The 16,800-nt window shown below is 53.3% G+C and carries 17 protein-coding genes; 5 read left to right on the forward strand and 12 right to left on the reverse strand.

Going from position 1 to position 16,800, the window contains the following annotated elements:
* The first annotated feature begins 132 nt into the window (after positions 1–132).
* Positions 133–2,124 carry a cyclic di-GMP phosphodiesterase gene (gene pdeR / locus ACOTW6_RS02335; RefSeq protein ID WP_213788841.1) on the forward strand — a complete coding sequence of 664 codons (1,992 nt, stop codon included), beginning with the start codon at positions 133–135 and terminating at the stop codon, positions 2,122–2,124.
* Here the strand turns inward: pdeR and ACOTW6_RS02340 are convergent.
* The gene (locus ACOTW6_RS02340; protein WP_121478873.1) at positions 2,121–2,990 is read right to left on the reverse strand and encodes a crotonase/enoyl-CoA hydratase family protein; all 870 of its coding nucleotides are present in this window, start codon (positions 2,988–2,990) and stop codon (positions 2,121–2,123) included. The genes pdeR and ACOTW6_RS02340 overlap by 4 nt on opposite strands.
* 191 nt (positions 2,991–3,181) lie before the next feature.
* On the opposite strand from ACOTW6_RS02340, the gene ACOTW6_RS02345 reads away from it, so the two are divergent.
* From ACOTW6_RS02345 to osmB, 3 genes are all read left to right on the forward strand, one after another.
* On the forward strand, positions 3,182–3,364 hold the full coding sequence (locus ACOTW6_RS02345) for a hypothetical protein (protein ID WP_003856825.1): 183 nt from the start codon (positions 3,182–3,184) through the stop codon (positions 3,362–3,364).
* 37 nt (positions 3,365–3,401) lie between these two features.
* Positions 3,402–4,154 carry a DNA-binding transcriptional regulator YciT gene (locus ACOTW6_RS02350; RefSeq protein WP_121478872.1) on the forward strand — a complete coding sequence of 251 codons (753 nt, stop codon included), beginning with the start codon at positions 3,402–3,404 and terminating at the stop codon, positions 4,152–4,154.
* 262 nt (positions 4,155–4,416) lie between these two features.
* Positions 4,417–4,635: an osmotically-inducible lipoprotein OsmB gene (osmB, locus tag ACOTW6_RS02355; RefSeq protein WP_003856823.1), complete on the forward strand. Its 219-nt coding sequence runs from the start codon at positions 4,417–4,419 to the stop codon at positions 4,633–4,635.
* Positions 4,636–4,739: 104 nt separating this feature from the next.
* On the opposite strand, the gene yciH is transcribed toward osmB, so the two are convergent.
* The 5 genes from yciH to pgpB form a co-directional block, all read right to left on the reverse strand.
* Positions 4,740–5,066 carry a stress response translation initiation inhibitor YciH gene (yciH, locus tag ACOTW6_RS02360; protein WP_003856822.1) on the reverse strand — a complete coding sequence of 109 codons (327 nt, stop codon included), beginning with the start codon at positions 5,064–5,066 and terminating at the stop codon, positions 4,740–4,742.
* Positions 5,066–5,803 carry an orotidine-5'-phosphate decarboxylase gene (gene pyrF / locus ACOTW6_RS02365; RefSeq protein ID WP_121478871.1) on the reverse strand — a complete coding sequence of 246 codons (738 nt, stop codon included), beginning with the start codon at positions 5,801–5,803 and terminating at the stop codon, positions 5,066–5,068. The genes yciH and pyrF overlap by 1 nt, the downstream gene beginning before the upstream one ends.
* 184 nt (positions 5,804–5,987) lie before the next feature.
* Complete coding sequence (gene lapB / locus ACOTW6_RS02370; RefSeq protein ID WP_003856819.1) at positions 5,988–7,157, reverse strand: lipopolysaccharide assembly protein LapB; 1,170 nt, start codon at positions 7,155–7,157, stop codon at positions 5,988–5,990.
* Positions 7,158–7,163: 6 nt separating this feature from the next.
* A complete protein-coding gene (locus ACOTW6_RS02375) occupies positions 7,164–7,472 on the reverse strand; it encodes a LapA family protein (RefSeq protein WP_003856817.1) in 309 nt (102 codons plus the stop codon).
* Between the two features lie 148 nt (positions 7,473–7,620).
* Positions 7,621–8,388, reverse strand: a complete 768-nt coding sequence (gene pgpB / locus ACOTW6_RS02380; RefSeq protein ID WP_003856815.1) for a phosphatidylglycerophosphatase B — start codon at positions 8,386–8,388, stop codon at positions 7,621–7,623.
* Between the two features lie 197 nt (positions 8,389–8,585).
* Between pgpB and ribA the strand changes: the two genes are divergently transcribed.
* Positions 8,586–9,176, forward strand: a complete 591-nt coding sequence (gene ribA / locus ACOTW6_RS02385) for a GTP cyclohydrolase II (RefSeq protein WP_003856813.1) — start codon at positions 8,586–8,588, stop codon at positions 9,174–9,176.
* 37 nt (positions 9,177–9,213) lie between these two features.
* On the opposite strand, the gene acnA is transcribed toward ribA, so the two are convergent.
* The 6 genes from acnA to topA form a co-directional block, all read right to left on the reverse strand.
* Positions 9,214–11,889 (reverse strand): aconitate hydratase AcnA, encoded by a 2,676-nt coding sequence (gene acnA, locus ACOTW6_RS02390; RefSeq protein WP_213788830.1) that lies wholly within the window; start codon positions 11,887–11,889, stop codon positions 9,214–9,216.
* 165 nt (positions 11,890–12,054) lie between these two features.
* Positions 12,055–12,153 carry a small membrane protein YmiC gene (ymiC, locus tag ACOTW6_RS02395; protein WP_032103392.1) on the reverse strand — a complete coding sequence of 33 codons (99 nt, stop codon included), beginning with the start codon at positions 12,151–12,153 and terminating at the stop codon, positions 12,055–12,057.
* Positions 12,154–12,290: 137 nt separating this feature from the next.
* Positions 12,291–12,455, reverse strand: coding sequence for a hypothetical protein (locus ACOTW6_RS02400; RefSeq protein WP_162184032.1), 165 nt, complete (start codon positions 12,453–12,455; stop codon positions 12,291–12,293).
* 8 nt (positions 12,456–12,463) lie between these two features.
* Positions 12,464–12,604, reverse strand: a complete 141-nt coding sequence (locus ACOTW6_RS02405) for a YmiA family putative membrane protein (protein WP_213083754.1) — start codon at positions 12,602–12,604, stop codon at positions 12,464–12,466.
* Between the two features lie 336 nt (positions 12,605–12,940).
* Positions 12,941–13,915, reverse strand: a complete 975-nt coding sequence (gene cysB, locus ACOTW6_RS02410; protein WP_121478869.1) for an HTH-type transcriptional regulator CysB — start codon at positions 13,913–13,915, stop codon at positions 12,941–12,943.
* A gap of 186 nt (positions 13,916–14,101) precedes the next feature.
* Entirely contained in the window at positions 14,102–16,699 is a 2,598-nt protein-coding gene (gene topA / locus ACOTW6_RS02415) for a type I DNA topoisomerase (RefSeq protein WP_003856806.1), read from the reverse strand.
* Between the last annotated feature and the right edge of the window lie 101 nt (positions 16,700–16,800).

A 16,800-nucleotide genomic window follows, 5' to 3' on the forward strand; every position in this document is an offset into this window, starting at 1 on the left:
TCATCGTTTTTTCTCACACTTTTCTGTTTCCCATCGCCACATTTCGCCAGAATTATCTACAGTAAAAGAGAGCCGTCATTGTCGACTGCAAATGAATAATTTGTGCGCTACTCAGCAGCCGCGGGAGAAAACGTGATGGACGATCTGGAGCAGAATTTGCTGTTTCGTTACATGGGTACGCATAGCCCCTGGTGGCGACTGACAGCAGACAGCAATGCTCTGCATCTTGCTGCCAGTGAAAGCGCTGACATCATTCAGGTGGTTGCGCTGGATGATGAGCAGGCCGCGCTGATCCGCCAGCTCACCGTGATCACCTCCAGTATTGCCATGACCCTGCCCTTGTACGGTGTGGACGTTCCCGTTCATCTTGTCGGCCGTAAAATTAACAAAAATGAGTGGGCAGGAACGGCATCAGCCTGGAACGATACCCCTTCCGTGGCGCGCGACCTGGCGCAGGGGCTTTCCTTCGCCGAACAGGTGGTTTCCGAGGCTAACTCCGTGATTGTGATCCTCGATCAGAACGGGAATATTCAGCGCTTCAACCGTTTAAGTGAAGAATATACGGGCCTGAAGGAACAGGAAGTTATCGGGCAAAACGTGTTCAAACTGTTTATGAGCCGCAGCGAAGCCGCGGCCTCCAAACGCAACATCACCGGCTTTTTTCGTAACGGCAGCTCGTACGAGGTTGAACGCTGGATCAAGACCCGCAAGGGGCAGCGCCTGTTTCTCTTCAGAAATAAATTCGTTCACAGCGGCAGCGGGAAAAATGAAATTTTCCTCATCTGTTCAGGTACCGACATAACCGAAGAGCGTCGGGCCCAGGAGCGCCTGCGCGTTCTCGCCAATACGGATACGATTACCGGTTTGCCTAACCGAAACGCCATCCATGAGCTGATCTCCGATGCCATTGCCGCTCGGGGTGACACGCAGGTAGGCGTGGTTTATCTCGATCTGGATAACTTTAAAAAAGTGAACGATGCCTATGGGCATATGTTTGGCGACCAGCTGCTACAGGCCGTTGCGCTGGCGATCCTGAGCTGCCTGGACGAAGGACAAACCCTGGCGCGCCTGGGCGGGGATGAATTTATCGTGATGGCCACCGATACCTCGCAGGGCGCGCTGGAAGCGATGGCGTCGCGCATTCTGACCCGACTGCGTCAGCCTTTCCGCATCGGGCTGATTGAGGTTTACACCGGCTGCTCGCTGGGCATCGCGCTTGCGCCCCAGCATGGTAACGATCGCGAAAGCGTCATTCGCAATGCCGACACCGCCATGTACACCGCCAAAGAAAATGGCCGGGGTAAATTCTGCGTCTTCTCGCCAGAGATGAACCAGCGCGTATTTGAATACCTGTGGCTGGATACCAACCTGCGTAAAGCGCTGGATAACGATCAGCTGTTAATCCACTACCAGCCAAAAATGACCTGGCGCGGCGAAGTCAGAAGTCTGGAAGCGCTGGTGCGCTGGCAGTCGCCAGAGCGCGGCCTGATCCCGCCGATGGAGTTTATCTCCTACGCCGAGGAATCAGGGCTGATTGTGCCCCTGGGCCGCTGGGTTATGCTTGATGTGGTGCGCCAGGTAGCAAAATGGCGCGACAAGGGGATCAACCTTCGCGTCGCGGTCAACGTCTCCGCCCGTCAGCTGGCGGACCAGACCATTTTCAGTGACCTGAAGCAGGCGCTGAAAGACCTGAATTTTGAATACTGCCCGATTGACGTGGAATTGACCGAAAGCTGTCTCATCGAAAATGAAGAGCTGGCCCTGTCAGTGATCCAGCAATTTAGCCGCCTGGGAGCGCAAATTCACCTGGATGACTTTGGTACGGGGTACTCTTCCCTGTCGCAGCTGGCGCGCTTCCCTATTGATGCCATCAAGCTTGACCAGTCTTTCGTGCGGGATATCCATAAGCAGTCCATTTCACAGTCGCTGGTGCGTGCGATAGTCGCCGTGGCGCAGGCGTTAAATTTGCAGGTCATTGCTGAAGGGGTGGAAAGTGCAAAAGAAGACGCCTTTCTGACGAAGAATGGCGTCAACGAACGGCAGGGTTATCTTTTTGCTAAGCCCATGCCCGCTGCCGCATTCGAGCGATGGCTAAAGCGCTATCAGGCCAGGAATGTCCGTTAGCTGGCTTTGCGTAAGCCCGTCGCCTGATGGCGATTTTGCAGCATAACCAGCCGCTCCATGTAGGCGATATCCTTCGGTTCAAGGCAGAAGGCGGCATCAACCCAATCCTCGGTAATGTCCATCAACTCGCTTCGCGGAAGTGGCAGAACGCGCGTACGCGCACGCAGCATAGCCCTTACGCCGTTCAGCTTCGGCTGTAGCGTGTCGATAAATGTCCGCACCGAAACATAGCTCTGTAACGGCTCGAATAAGAGATCCACAAGACCATGCTGCTCATACCATTCCGCCGTATGCGACTCACCTTTATAGATCAGCGCCTCCGCCATTTTCATGCCGGCACGACGCGCCACCAGTGAATAGCCGCCCATGCCCGGGAACAGATTGAACGCGATTTCCGGAAAGCCTAATCGGGCATCGCGCTGGGCCAGAATGAAATGATGCGCCAGCGCGGCTTCAAACCCGCCCCCTAACGCACTTCCTTCCACCATAGCCAGCGTGACAGCGCCGGTATCAAACCCTCGCGAGGCGGCATGAACGCAGTCCACACAGGCCCGGGCATAGGCGCGTAACGCTTCGCGTCGGTTGTTTTTGATGCACTCAACGAAGAACTGCAAATCACCGCCGGTATTGTAGATGTCGGGGACCAGCGATCCGGTGACCCAAAAATCAACGACAAATCCGGACTGTCGAACCAGCCAGGAGAGATTCATGATCTCCTCGATCAGCGCATGGTTGAAGCAAGACCGTGGCGTGGCACGTAACATCATCCACACCGTACGCCGTTCGGCCTCATAATAAGCCGCCAGTTGAGTGAATCGTTCAGCATCAGTAAACAATGTGCAGGTTGTCTGGTTGATAACTGTCATAGTCGAATTCCTCTTATAAAAAAGCGCGTTGCGCGCAGTTTTAGACTAATCCACCCCTACAACCCGCAGCATACGGGGGTCAAATTTATCACTTTCATTTTTGAACTTTGGTTATTGCATTTTTTACCTTCTCTTTTGAATCAATTTTCTGCATCATTGATAATATTAACTTTTCGCTTCAGGGTGAGCTTATGTCTAACATTGATGCAACAGCCGTGGCACAGCGTATTGATACTGTGCTGGATATTCTTGTCGCAGGCGATTATCACTCTGCTATCCGTAATCTTGAGATCCTCAAGTCTGAACTGCTGGCTGAGAACGGCGCTGATAACGCTCCAGAATCCACTCAACCTAAAGCCCCGTGGGAAGTGTAACCACGTCGTTTTCGCCCTTGCCTTTTAAATGGATGCTATGAATTCCCGACAACAAATCATTTTGCAGATGGTGATCGATCAGGGACGCGTAAGCGTGGTCGATCTCGCTAAAGCCACCGGCGTTTCTGAAGTCACCATTCGTCAGGATCTGAATCTTCTGGAAAAACAGAGCTACCTGCGGCGTGCGCACGGATATGCCGTTCCACTGGACAGCGACGACGTCGAAACCCGCATGATGAACAATTATGCGCTCAAGCGGGAGCTGGCGGAGTTTGCTGCATCCTTAGTGAATAACGGTGAGACCGTCTTTATTGAAAATGGCAGCAGTAACGCCCTTCTGGCGCGCACGCTCGCCAATCAAAAAGACGTTACCATCATCACCGTAAGCAGCTATATCGCCCATTTGTTGAAGGAAACTCGCTGCGAGGTGATTCTTCTGGGCGGCATTTACCAGAAGAAAAGCGAAAGCATGGTCGGGCCATTAACGCGCCAATATGTTCAGCAGGTTCACTTCAGTAAGGCATTCATTGGTATTGATGGCTGGCAGCCCGACACCGGCTTTACCGGTCGCGACATGATGCGTTCAGACGTGGTTAACGCCGTACTCGCCAAAGAGTGTGAAGCGATTGTGCTGACCGACAGCTCTAAGTTTGGCGCCGTACACCCTTATACGATGGGTCCGGCTTCGCGCTTCAGCCGTGTGATTACGGATGAGCGTTTGCGCGATGAATATCGCCAGCAATTAGAACAAGACGGCCTGACTGTCGATATTGTGAAAAAAACGGCCTGATTATCCTGCTGCGCCCGAATAATGGGCGCACTTAAACCTTTCTCTGAGAGTATTCCGACCCTTCCTTTAAGAGTTTTTACCTGTTGAAACCGTTCTAAACACGTAAAATTAATATTAGCGATATAACAGGAAGTGACTATCACCTGCGTGATGATGAAACGCCTGCGCGACCAGCTTTCACGGGAACAGAATTTAAGTAGGGATATTGTCTATACTTAAAGTGCATTCCTTTCCGTGAATCGATAATTCAGGAGAAAGTATTATGACCTTTACCAGCAAAAAATTAGCCGCCGCTGTTCTGGCAATCACTGTAGCAATGTCCCTGAGCGCCTGCTCTAACTGGTCTAAACGTGACCGTAACACCGCGATTGGTGCCGGTGCTGGTGCGCTTGGTGGTGCAGTATTAACGGATGGTAGTACGCTGGGTACATTAGGTGGTGCTGCCGTAGGTGGTATTATCGGTCACCAGGTGGGCAAATAATCACCATAACGGCTCTCACCGGTATAATAATATATTAAGTATTTTCAGGTCTGACTTACGCACGTAAAAACAAGAGCCACGGCAATGTCCGTGGCTCATTTATTTTAGCCGCCCGCCAGTTTGACTTTCATTCCTTTGGCTTCCAGCAGCGTTTTAATTAAATCGCGTTTATCGCCCTGAATCTCAATAATGCCGTCTTTTACTGCCCCACCGCATCCGCACTTCTTTTTAAGTTCAGCGGCGAGCTTTACCAGGTCTGCATCATCCAGGTCAATGCCGGTGACAAGGCAAACGCCTTTCCCTTTTCTGCCACTGGTCTGGCGCTGAATTCGCACGATACCATCGCCTTTTGGACGTTCAGCTTTTTCTTTTGGCTCTTCAATGCGCCCGGTATCCGTTGAATAGACCAGACGACTGTTGGCGTCACGCATTATGCCCCCTTTTTCAGTGATGCATTAATCGCTTTCAGGGTCTCTGCCGGATGAGCGGATTGCGTCACCGGGCGACCAATCACCATATAGTCTACACCCGCGCTCAGCGCCTGCTCTGGCGTCATGATGCGTCGCTGATCCCCAGACTCGCTGCCTGCCGGACGGATACCTGGCGTCACCAGTTTAAAGTCGCGGCCTAGCTCAGATTTGAAGCGAACCGCCTCCTGAGCCGAACAGACCACGCCATCGAGCCCACACTGTTGCGTGAGGCGCGCCAGACGCTCTGCATGTTCGGCAGGTGACAATGTCACACCCAGGTCGCGCAGGTCGGATTCATCCATACTGGTCAGCACGGTGACGGCGATCAGAAGCGGAGCGTCATTGCCAAACGGCACCAGCGCTTCGCGCGCAGCCGTCATCATGCGTGCCCCGCCCGATGCATGAACGTTAACCATCCACACACCCAGTTCAGCCGCCGCAGCAACGGCGTGCGCAGTGGTATTTGGAATATCGTGGAATTTCAGGTCGAGGAAAACGTCGAAGCCACGCTGGTGCAGATCGCGGACGATTGACGGGCCGAACAGCGTAAACATCTCTTTGCCTACTTTCAGACGGCAATCGCGGGGATCAATGCCATCAACAAAGGCCAGTGCGGCGTCACGGTTATTGTAATCCAGAGCAACAACTACGGGAGAATCGGTAACTACGCGGGAAGTGGAGGATGTAACAGACGTCATGACCAGCCCTTTTCGTCTATGGGCGCGCAGCGGCGCGGAACAGATAAACGGCGTGCATTCTACCTGCCCTCGGGGTAAATGAACAGAATCGAATGCTTTTCCTGCTGAACCCCAGACCGCACGGTGCTGACGAAATTACTGCACTCATTAGTATGTTGTAACTAAAGTGCGGCGTTTTAAAAAATCACTGTCCGTCCAGACCTCGGATTGGCTTAATGGTGGACCACGCCCGGCAGGAAGGGCAATGCCAGTAGAGCGAATAGGCGGTGAAACCGCATTTCTGGCAGCGATAACGCGGTTTGCTGCGCACCTGTTCACCCACCATGTCTCGCAGCACCATCAGGCTCTCTTTAGCGCGCCCTTCTTCTGCGTCATTGAGGTGGTAATCCATCAGCTTATGGAATACCCGCATGGTAGGATGACGCTGCAACTGGCGGGTAATGTATACCTGGGCGGTATCACTCCCTTCGTGCTCTTCGACGACATCCGACAGCATCAGTTCGGCTGTGGCACCGGTGTTTTCTTCAACGCAGCGACGCAAAAACGCAACCCACTCGTCCTGCTTACCTAACTGCTGATAGCAGGTTTGCAGCATTTCCAGCGTTTCGCTGACCAGCTCTTTGTCCTGATCGATAACGCGAAGCAGGCTCTCCACGGCTTTGGCGTAATCACCGTTAGCCATAAAGACCCGCCCCATCATGATCGAGATGCGCGCGCTGTTGCGATCGGCCGCGGCGCCTTTCTTTAACAATGCCATGGCTTTATCCATGTCATCGCTACCCATCTGCTGGAGAGCCAGCTCGCAATAGAAGTGGGCAATTTCGACGCGCTGTTTGTCTTTACCGAGTTTGACCAGCCGTTCAGCAGTATCAATCGCTTTTTGCCAGTCGCTGGTGGCCTGATAGATTTGCAAAAGCTGCTGAAGCGCACCGATACGGAAGTCCGTCTCATCCACCAGCTGAGAGAACATATCCTCGGCGCGATCGTAAAGCCCCGCGGCCATGTAATCCCGCCCAAGCTGCTGCACGGCCAGCAACCGTTGCTCATAGGTCAACGAAGCGCTTTCCATCAGGGTCTGGTGGATACGAATGGCACGGTCAACCTCTCCGCGCGAGCGGAACAGGTTTCCCAGGGTGAGATGCGCCTCAACGGTGCCGGTATCCTCTTTAAGCATGTCGAGGAACAGATCCACCGCTTTATCCTGCTGATTGCTCAGCAGGAAGTTCACCCCCGCTACGTAGTCACGGGAGAGTCGGTTTGCTTCATCCTGTTTTGTTTGTTGCGCGCTTCTGCGGCCCATATACCAGCCATAGGCTGCGGCGACAGGCAAAAGCAGAAACAACAACTCCAGCATATTCGATTATTCCTTGACTACCGGCACACCAGAGCTCGCCGGAATGTCAGACGCAGGCGTAAGTTGATGTTCAAGTCGTTTAATTTTACGTTCAGCGCGAACAAGAGAAACACGAACCTTAAGCCAGAACAGGCCGCATACAAGCCAGCCGATGACAAAACCCGCCGCGAATAACACCGCCAGCAGGCTCGACACCCGGTACTCGCCCTGCGCCAGCAGATAGTTAAAACTTACCTGTTGATCGTTTTGCGCGCCCAATGTGACTGAAATGACAAAAATCGCCAACACCAGTAAGAAAATGAGTAAATATTTCACATGACTTCCCGTTATGTGGTTCGAGCGTATAAAGCGTGTTCAACTCACTGCAATCAGCCTTATAAGCTACCATTTTAGTGGCGGGCGCGAAATGGAAAAAGTAACGCGCCCTACATGGATTTATGGTCAAAATGCGGAATATCAACCTTCAGGTTCCGCCAGACTCCCTTTCGGCTATTTCTTCCTTCTCTTCCGGCGGCGGCGTCAGGGGTCCACAAAAACGTTGTGCAAGCCAGGTCGCCAGCGTCACCAGTACCCACGAGATCAGCGTTGCCACCACCAAATCACGCGGCCAGTGCATCCCCAACAGCATCCGGCTGCCCATTACGCCTGTCGCCCAGACCAGCAAAATCGCAATCGTGAGGGTACGCCGACGCGGCCACAGCAGTCCCACGCCAAGTAGCGCCCAGCTGGCAGCAAACATCGTATGCCCGGAAGGAAACGCAAAGCCGGTCTCTTTTTGCCAGTGTTTGCGTAAAAAGGTCGGGATATCCTGCTGTTCCGCAAGCTGCTCCTTTACCAGCGCACCGCGATCTTTACGCTTTAAATTGTAGAACTCATCCACCGGAACATGGTGCGTTTTTTCCAGCCAGACGACGAAAGGACGGGGTTCCTGCACGCGATCTTTCACCCACGACTTCACCCCCTGCCCGATAAGTATGGCCCCGCCGAGAATGGCAAACAGTACCAGCGCCGCGCGAAGGCGAAAGCGCAGGCACCACAGGAACCAGCCACAGAGCAGCACGTGCGTAATAATCCCCCACGGCTGGGTGACCGTCTCGGTTATCCAGTATAAGGCTTTCAGCCACGTCTCGTTTTGTCCGGGCTGCCACATCCAGCCGGAGAACCAAACGACCAGGGGGATAACGAGCAATACGGCGGCGCCTGCGGCCGTTCGTCTGGCAATTGAAAGCATGTCCTCTCCTTTTTCACTAAGCACCACAATCATAACTGAATTTCATCATTCAGGTGGATATGTCGGATTGTGCGTTTAACGTTTGTAAAGCGTGGTGGTGATTAGGTGAAGTTGCCGGGCTTGTGGCAAAATAGTCCAATACAGAAAGCATAATGGGGCAAAGGCACGAAACGTGTCAGCCTGGTCTGGAGAATCACATGCAGCTTAAACGTGTGGCAGAAGCCAAACTGCCAACCCCATGGGGCGATTTCCTGATGGTGGGTTTTGAAGAACTGGCAACCGGGCAAGATCACGTCGCCCTGGTATTCGGCGACATTTCGGGGCAAACGCCGGTGCTGTCCCGCGTTCATTCAGAGTGTCTGACTGGTGACGCGCTGTTCAGCCTGCGCTGCGACTGCGGTTTCCAGCTTGAAGCCGCCCTTTCTCATATCGCAGAGGAAGGACGTGGCGTTCTGCTGTATCACCGTCAGGAAGGACGCAATATCGGCCTGCTGAATAAAATCCGCGCCTACGCGTTGCAGGATCAGGGCTACGATACCGTCGAAGCGAACCATCAGCTCGGCTTTGCTGCTGACGAGCGCGATTTCACCCTGTGCGCAGATATGTTCAAGCTGCTGGGCGTGGACGAAGTGCGTCTGTTGACCAATAACCCGAAAAAAGTGGAAATTCTCACTGAAGCGGGCATCAATATCGTGGAACGCGTGCCGCTGATTGTCGGCCGCAACCCGAAAAACGCGCACTACCTCGATACCAAAGCTGCCAAAATGGGGCATTTGCTGAGCGAGTAAACGCAAAACGCCCGGCACATGTGCCGGGCGAATTATATCAGTCCAGCATCTTACGAATCACATAATGTAAAATGCCGTCGTTCTGGTAATAGGTCAGCTCTGTTGCCGTATCAATACGACACCGGCAATCCAGCACTTCTGTCGTTCCATCTGCGCGCGTTAACTTCACCGGAACGGTTTTACCCGGTTCCAGATTTTGCAGACCGCTGATATCAATCTGCTCTTCCCCGGTCAAACCCAGCGTTTTACGCGTTACGCCCTGCGGGAACTCCAGCGGCAGGATCCCCATGCCGATCAGGTTTGAGCGGTGGATACGTTCAAAGGATTCGGCAATCACCACGCGAACCCCGAGCAGACGCGGACCTTTTGCCGCCCAGTCGCGACTGGACCCAGAGCCGTACTCTTTCCCGGCAATAACGGCCAGCGGCGTCCCCTCCTGCTGATACTTCATGGCTGCGTCATAAATTGAAATGACCTCTGTATCCGGCAGGTGGCGCGTCATGCCCCCTTCCACGCCCGGGACCATTTCATTGCGAATGCGGATGTTGGCAAAGGTCCCGCGCATCATCACTTCGTGGTTACCGCGGCGCGAACCGTAGGAGTTGAAATCGCGACGTTCCACGCCACGACTTTGCAGATACCGACCTGCCGGACTGTCCGCCTTGATGCTCCCCGCAGGGGAGATATGGTCGGTGGTGACGGAATCGCCCAGCATCGCCAGGATGCGCGCGCCGTGAATATCTTTCAGCGGTGCAGGCTCCGCCAGCATTTCATCGAAGAATGGCGACAGGCGAATATAGGTCGAATCATCCTGCCAGTCATAGGTATCGGAACCCACCACGTCAATCGCTTTCCACTCCGCTGTGCCTTCGAACACTTCCGCATACTCTTTGCGGAACATCTCGGTGGAAACTTTCTCTACCGCGCGCGCAATTTCACGCGATGATGGCCAGATGTCTTTCAGATAGACCGGTTCATTTTTGCGGTCGTGACCAATCGGATCGGTCGCCAGATTAATGTTCATGTTTCCGGCCAGCGCATAGGCTACAACCAGCGGCGGCGAGGCCAGCCAGTTGGTTTTCACCAGCGGATGAATACGCCCTTCAAAGTTTCGGTTACCGGAAAGTACCGCGCCAACGGTCAAATCGCCCTGCTTGATCGCCATTTCAATAGGTTCAGGCAGCGGACCAGAGTTACCGATGCAGGTCGTACAGCCGTAGCCCACCAGGTTAAAGCCCAGCTCGTCGAGGTAAGGCGTGAGTCTGGCCTGCGCCAGGTAATCGGAAACCACTTTCGAACCAGGCGCCAGGGAGGCTTTAACCCACGGCTGTGGCTTGAGCCCCAGCTCTACCGCTTTTTTTGCCAGCAGCCCGGCAGCCATTAACACACTCGGGTTGGACGTGTTGGTACAGGAGGTGATAGCGGCGATCACCACGGCGCCGTCAGGGAGCTGATACTGATGCCCGTTCAGAACATAGTCCACCGGACGGTGATCTTTTTGCGCGGCGTTAACTTCCAGCTCATTGCTGGCGGCAAAGGCTTTGGGAACGCTGCTCAGGGCGACGCGGTCCTGCGGACGTTTTGGCCCTGCAAGGCTTGCCTCAACGGTGCCCATATCCAGCTCCAGCGTACTGGTAAATACCGGCTCGTCACCCGGGTTACGCCACATGCCCTGCGCTTTGGTATAAGCATCAACGAGAGCCACCTGCTCCTCGCTGCGACCGCTGAGGCGCATATACTCCAGCGTAACGCTATCAATCGGGAAAAAGCCGCAGGTCGCGCCATATTCCGGAGCCATGTTGGCGATGGTGGCCCGGTCCGCCAGCGGCAGTGAATCCAGACCATCGCCATAAAATTCAACGAATTTGCCCACCACGCCATGCTTACGCAGCATCTGGGTGACCGTCAGAACCAGATCCGTGGCGGTAATGCCTTCGGACAATTTACCGGTCAGCTTAAAGCCCACCACATCGGGAATGAGCATTGATACCGGCTGGCCGAGCATGGCCGCTTCCGCTTCAATACCACCGACGCCCCAGCCCAGAACGCCAAGGCCGTTAATCATGGTTGTGTGTGAATCGGTACCCACCAGCGTATCCGGGTAAGCCACCCACTCTTTATCCTGCAATTCACTCCAGACGGCTTTGCCGAGATATTCCAGATTGACCTGGTGACAAATGCCGGTGCCCGGTGGAACAACGCTGAAGCGGCTGAACGCTTGCTGTCCCCATTTCAGAAATACGTAGCGTTCATGGTTACGTTCCATCTCCAGACGGACGTTTTCGCCGAAAGCATCGTCGTCACCAAAGTGATCGACGGTGACGGAGTGGTCGATGACGAGGTCTACCGGGGACAGGGGGTTAACCTTAGCAGTATCGCCCCCGAGACGCTTAACGGCTTCACGCATGGCAGCCAAATCCACAACCGCTGGCACGCCGGTGAAATCCTGCATCAGCACCCTGGCCGGGCGATAGGCAATTTCTCTGTCTGCATGAGCATTTTTCAGCCACCCTGCCAGAGCCTGGATATCCTCCTCGGTAACCGAGTCGCCATCCTGCCAGCGCAAGAGGTTTTCCAGTAAGACTTTCAACGACTTGGGTAACCGCGAAATGTCCCCAAGCGTTCTGGCAGCCAGCGGTAAGCTGTAGTAGCGCCAGGTTTTATTTTCCGCCTGTAATGTGTCCTTACTGGCTTCGCGTAGGGTTAACGACATAAGCTCCTCCTTAAAAACAGGGATGTCCTGACAATCATCAGGGCTGTAATTAAAGATAACACAAAGATGTCGTAACGTTTTGATAACAACCCAAATTGATAAATTTAGGAATGGTCCAACGTGAGGGATAAAACAAAAAACCCCGCCGTGGCGAGGTTTTACGATTTAGTGCAAGGCCAGCCAGAGGAGCTGACACCAGAAGAGGATCGACGCTGAGAATACGCCGAGCCATGACCAGTATTTTACGGTTGTCATGTTATTCATCATAGGGACACCAGACTTTAATTATTTAAGGTTGCGAGGTCTGCCCTCGTTCTATATTGCTGATGTGTATTTATTAAGGAGTACAAAAGTGCATAGTCTTTATTCAGACTATTTGCATCATTACGCAAAAATCAAAATTATTGTTTTTTGGGTTCGTCTTCCGCGAACACATCAATAAAGGCCTGCTGTTGTGGCGTCAGTTTCCAGGAAGCTGGCACGCTGGTTGCTGGCGCCTTACGGGCTTTGTGAACATTGTCACGAAGCTGACACATCTCTTTTCGCGCTTCTGTACGCACCGTCATGACCATAATCAACCCCAGTAATTCCAGACAAGAAGAGCAACCACCACCCAGAACAGGGCAGAGCCAAGAAAGACCGCCAGCCAGGCTTTACGCTTAAGCGCGGGATCCCTTTGCGGTTCTTCACTTCCTGACGGCATTGCTAACCTCATACAATCGACATCGCTTATCATTTAGAGACCAAACAATTGGCACAAGTAATCATCCGATGAGATAAATCCTAAAGAAACTTTAGCCGAAAAGCCAGTGAATTTACGTATCTGAGCCTGGGAAAATTCAATCTTTTGACCCGAAATAAATAATTGAAAAGAATAATTTGCACACCTGTAAATTAGTTTCTACTTTTGTCGCAAATTTGCGACAGTAAAACCATAGTCATTAAATGGGTTATGACGATATATGACAGTGGGCGTAGATGATGATAATTCTAATTCAGGTTTAAAGGGGAATGACGGTATCTTTCCGCGCAAGAAAGATACCGGGTGTGATTATTTGGCGGGAAGTTTAATGTCTTTAAACATCTCTTCGATGTCTTCATTGGAGCGTAACGCCACAGCTGTATCCACCACGTCGCGCGTTAAATGTGGCGCGAAGCGTTGAATAAAATCATACATATAGCTGCGCAGGAACGTGCTGCGACGAAAACCTATCTTGGTGGTGCTGTGGCTGAAAATATCATGCGCATCCAGACGCACCAGATCCGGGTCTGAGACAGGATCCACCGCCATGCTGGCAATAACCCCAACGCCCAGGCCCAGACGCACATACGTTTTTATGACGTCCGCATCCGTCGCCGTAAAGACAATCCGTGGCGTTAATCCGGCGCGGTTAAACGCGGTGTCCAGTTCAGACCGGCCCGTAAAGCCGAACGTATAGGTCACCAGCGGGTATTGCGCCAGTTCTTCGATTGTCACTTCACCCTTCCCCGCCAGCGGGTGATCCGGGGTCACAACAATAGAGCGGTTCCAGTGGTAGCACGGGAGCATGACCAGATCATCGTACAGATGGAGCGCTTCCGTCGCGATAGCGAAGTCTGCATTGCCTTTAGACACGGCCTCTGCGATTTGCGTCGGTGAGCCCTGATGCATATGCAGGGAAACGCGGGGATAGCGTTCGATAAAACCTTTGATCACCCCGGGAAGCGCATAACGCGCCTGTGTATGCGTGGTGGCAATATACAGAGAACCTTTATCGGGCCAGGTATGTTCCCCGGCGACGGATTTAATGGCGTCGACTTTGGAGAGCACTTCCCGTGCGATGCGTATGATTTCCTGTCCAGCCGGCGTGACCTGCGTCAGGTGCTTACCGCTGCGGGAAAATATCTGAATACCTAACTCATCCTCCAGCATACGCACCTGCTTACTGATGCCGGGCTGAGAGGTATAAAGACCTTCTGCGGTGGAAGAGACATTGAGGTTATGATTGACGACCTCAACGATATAGCGAAGCTGCTGTAATTTCATGCCAGACCATCCGATTTAGCGCATGCGTCAATCGCTTAAGACGATTTGATAATAAGAAACGGGTTAACTATAACCACTATATCATTTATAGCCAGGCTGTATAGTACGGAACAAAAAATAATAACTACGTAATAAAAAAGGGCCGGAAGTCCGGCCCTTTCAGAGGTAAGTTACGGTAAGGAAAGATTATTTCTTGCCTTCAACCCATTTCCCGTCGACAAAGAAGGCTGACCATCCGGTCGCTTTGCCCTCTTTCTCTGCCGCCACGTACTGCTGCTTCGTTTTACGGCTGAAGCGCACCACGGTTTTATTGCCTTCCGGATCCTGTTGTGGCGCATCGGCCAGGTAACGCAGTTTCTCCGGCAGACGGTCGCGGAAGCGGTACAGCTCTTCTACCAGCGGCGCACGAGTTTCGCGCGATTTCGGGAAGGTGTTGGCCGCCAGGAATACCCCGGCAGCACCGTCACGTAGCACAAAATACGCGTCTGACTTCTCGCACGGCAGCTCAGGAAGCGGAACCGGATCTTCCTTCGGCGGCGCAACTTCACCGTTACGCAGGATCTTACGCGTGTTTTTACAATCGTCGTTGGTGCATGCCATGTACTTACCGAAGCGTCCCATTTTCAGGTGCATTTCGGAACCACATTTCTCACACTCAACGATTGGACCATCATAGCCCTTAATGCGGAACTCACCTTCTTCGATCTCATAACCATCGCAGGTCGGGTTATTGCCACAAACGTGCAGTTTGCGTTTTGGATCGATCAGGTAGCTGTCCATCGCCGTGCCGCATTTCTTACAGCGGCGTTTGGCGCGCAGTGCGTTGGTCTCCGCATCGTCCCCTTCCAGCACGTTGAGAACTTCGTTCTCCGGCACGAGGTTTATGGTGGTTTTGCAACGCTCTTTCGGCGACAGCGCATAGCCAGAGCAACCGAGGAATACGCCCGTGGTCGCGGTACGGATCCCCATTTTACGGCCACAGGTTGGGCAGTCGATGCTGGTCAGTACCATCTGGTTAGGCAGCATGCCGCCCTCTTCAGGATCTTTCTCGGCTTTCTCAAGCTGATTGGTAAAATCGCTGAAGAAGCTGTCGAGAACTTTCTTCCACTCTGCCTTATGGCTGGCAACCTCATCGAGGCTGTCTTCCATCTGCGCGGTGAAGTCATAGTTCATCAACTCGCGGAAGTTTGCTTCCAGACGGTCGGTGACAATCTCACCCATTTTTTCAGCATAGAAGCGACGGTTCTCAACGCGAACGTATCCACGATCCTGAATGGTCGAAATGATTGACGCATAGGTGGACGGGCGACCGATGCCGCGTTTTTCCAGCTCTTTCACCAGCGATGCTTCACTGAAGCGCGCAGGTGGCTTGGTGAAGTGCTGAGCCGGGACCAGATCAACCAGCGACAGCTCGTCACCTTTGTTGACTGAAGGCAGCGTTCTGTCTTCATCGCCTTTACGCAGCGCAGGCATCACTTTTGTCCAGCCGTCGAAGCGCAGAATGCGGCCGCGCGCTTTCAGGCGGAAATCACCCGCGCCGACGGTCAGCGTGGTGGAGTCGTATTTCGCTGGCGTCATCTGGCAGGCGACGAACTGGCGCCAGATCAGCTGATACAGCTTCTGGGCGTCCGCTTCCATATCTTTCAGCGATTCAGCCAGAACGGAAACGTCAGAAGGACGAATCGCTTCGTGCGCTTCCTGAGAATTCTCTTTGCTGGCGTACTGGTTAGGACTATCCGGCAGGTATTTCTTACCGAAGTTGTCCTCGATATAGCCACGCACCATGTTGACAGCGTCCTGGCTCAGGTTGGTGGAGTCAGTACGCATGTAGGTGATGTAACCCGCTTCATACAAACGCTGGGCCATCATCATGGTTTTCTTCACACCGTAACCCAGACGCGTACTTGCCGCCTGCTGGAGAGTTGACGTGATAAACGGTGCGCCAGGCTTGCTGCTGGTCGGTTTGTCTTCACGATCCAGAACCTGATAACGCGCTTTTTCCAGCAGCGCCACGGCGGCCATGGTCTGATCGCGATTTTCAGGACGGAACGGTTTGTCGTTGTGGTGGCTCACCTGCAACGGCAGCGCATCGCCGCCCGGCGTGGTGACATTCGCATCCACTTCCCAGAACTCTTCCGGGACGAACGCTTTGATCTCGCGTTCACGCTCTACAACAAGACGAACAGCCACAGACTGCACACGCCCCGCAGACAGGCCGCGAGCGACCTTTTTCCACAGCAACGGCGAGACCATGTAGCCTACAACGCGGTCCATAAAGCGACGCGCCTGCTGAGCGTTAACACGGTCGATATTCAGTTCACCCGGCTTTTCAAACGCCTGACGAATCGCATTCTTTGTAATTTCGTTGAACACTACACGACTGTAGCGTTTGTCATCACCCCCGATCACTTCCCGCAGGTGCCATGCGATGGCCTCCCCTTCGCGGTCAAGGTCGGTTGCGAGATAAATGTGGTCTGCTTTTTCAGCAAGCTGTTTCAGCTCGTTAACGACTTTTTCTTTGCCTGGCAGCACTTCGTAATGTGCATCCCAGTTGTGCCATGGGTTAACACCCATGCGGTTGACAAGCGCGCTACGTTCATCCTTTTTAGGCTTTTTAGCCCCTTTGGTGGAGGTAGAGTCTGCGCTCTTTTTGCTGGCTGAGCCACTGGTCGGCAAGTCGCGAATGTGACCAACGCTGGACTTAACCACGTAGTCATTGCCCAGATATTTATTGATCGTTTTGGCTTTTGCCGGGGACTCAACGATGACGAGAGCTTTACCCATATTCACCTTTACCTAATTTAATTCTTCCAGGAATACGCCGCACGTTGATTTCCCTTCCGCTGACGACGAGCCATTGATATTGCGACGTCGTCAGGGGATAT

This window comes from Enterobacter cloacae complex sp. IR5403, from assembly GCF_049238705.1.
GTDB lineage: Bacteria > Pseudomonadota > Gammaproteobacteria > Enterobacterales > Enterobacteriaceae > Enterobacter > Enterobacter hormaechei_C.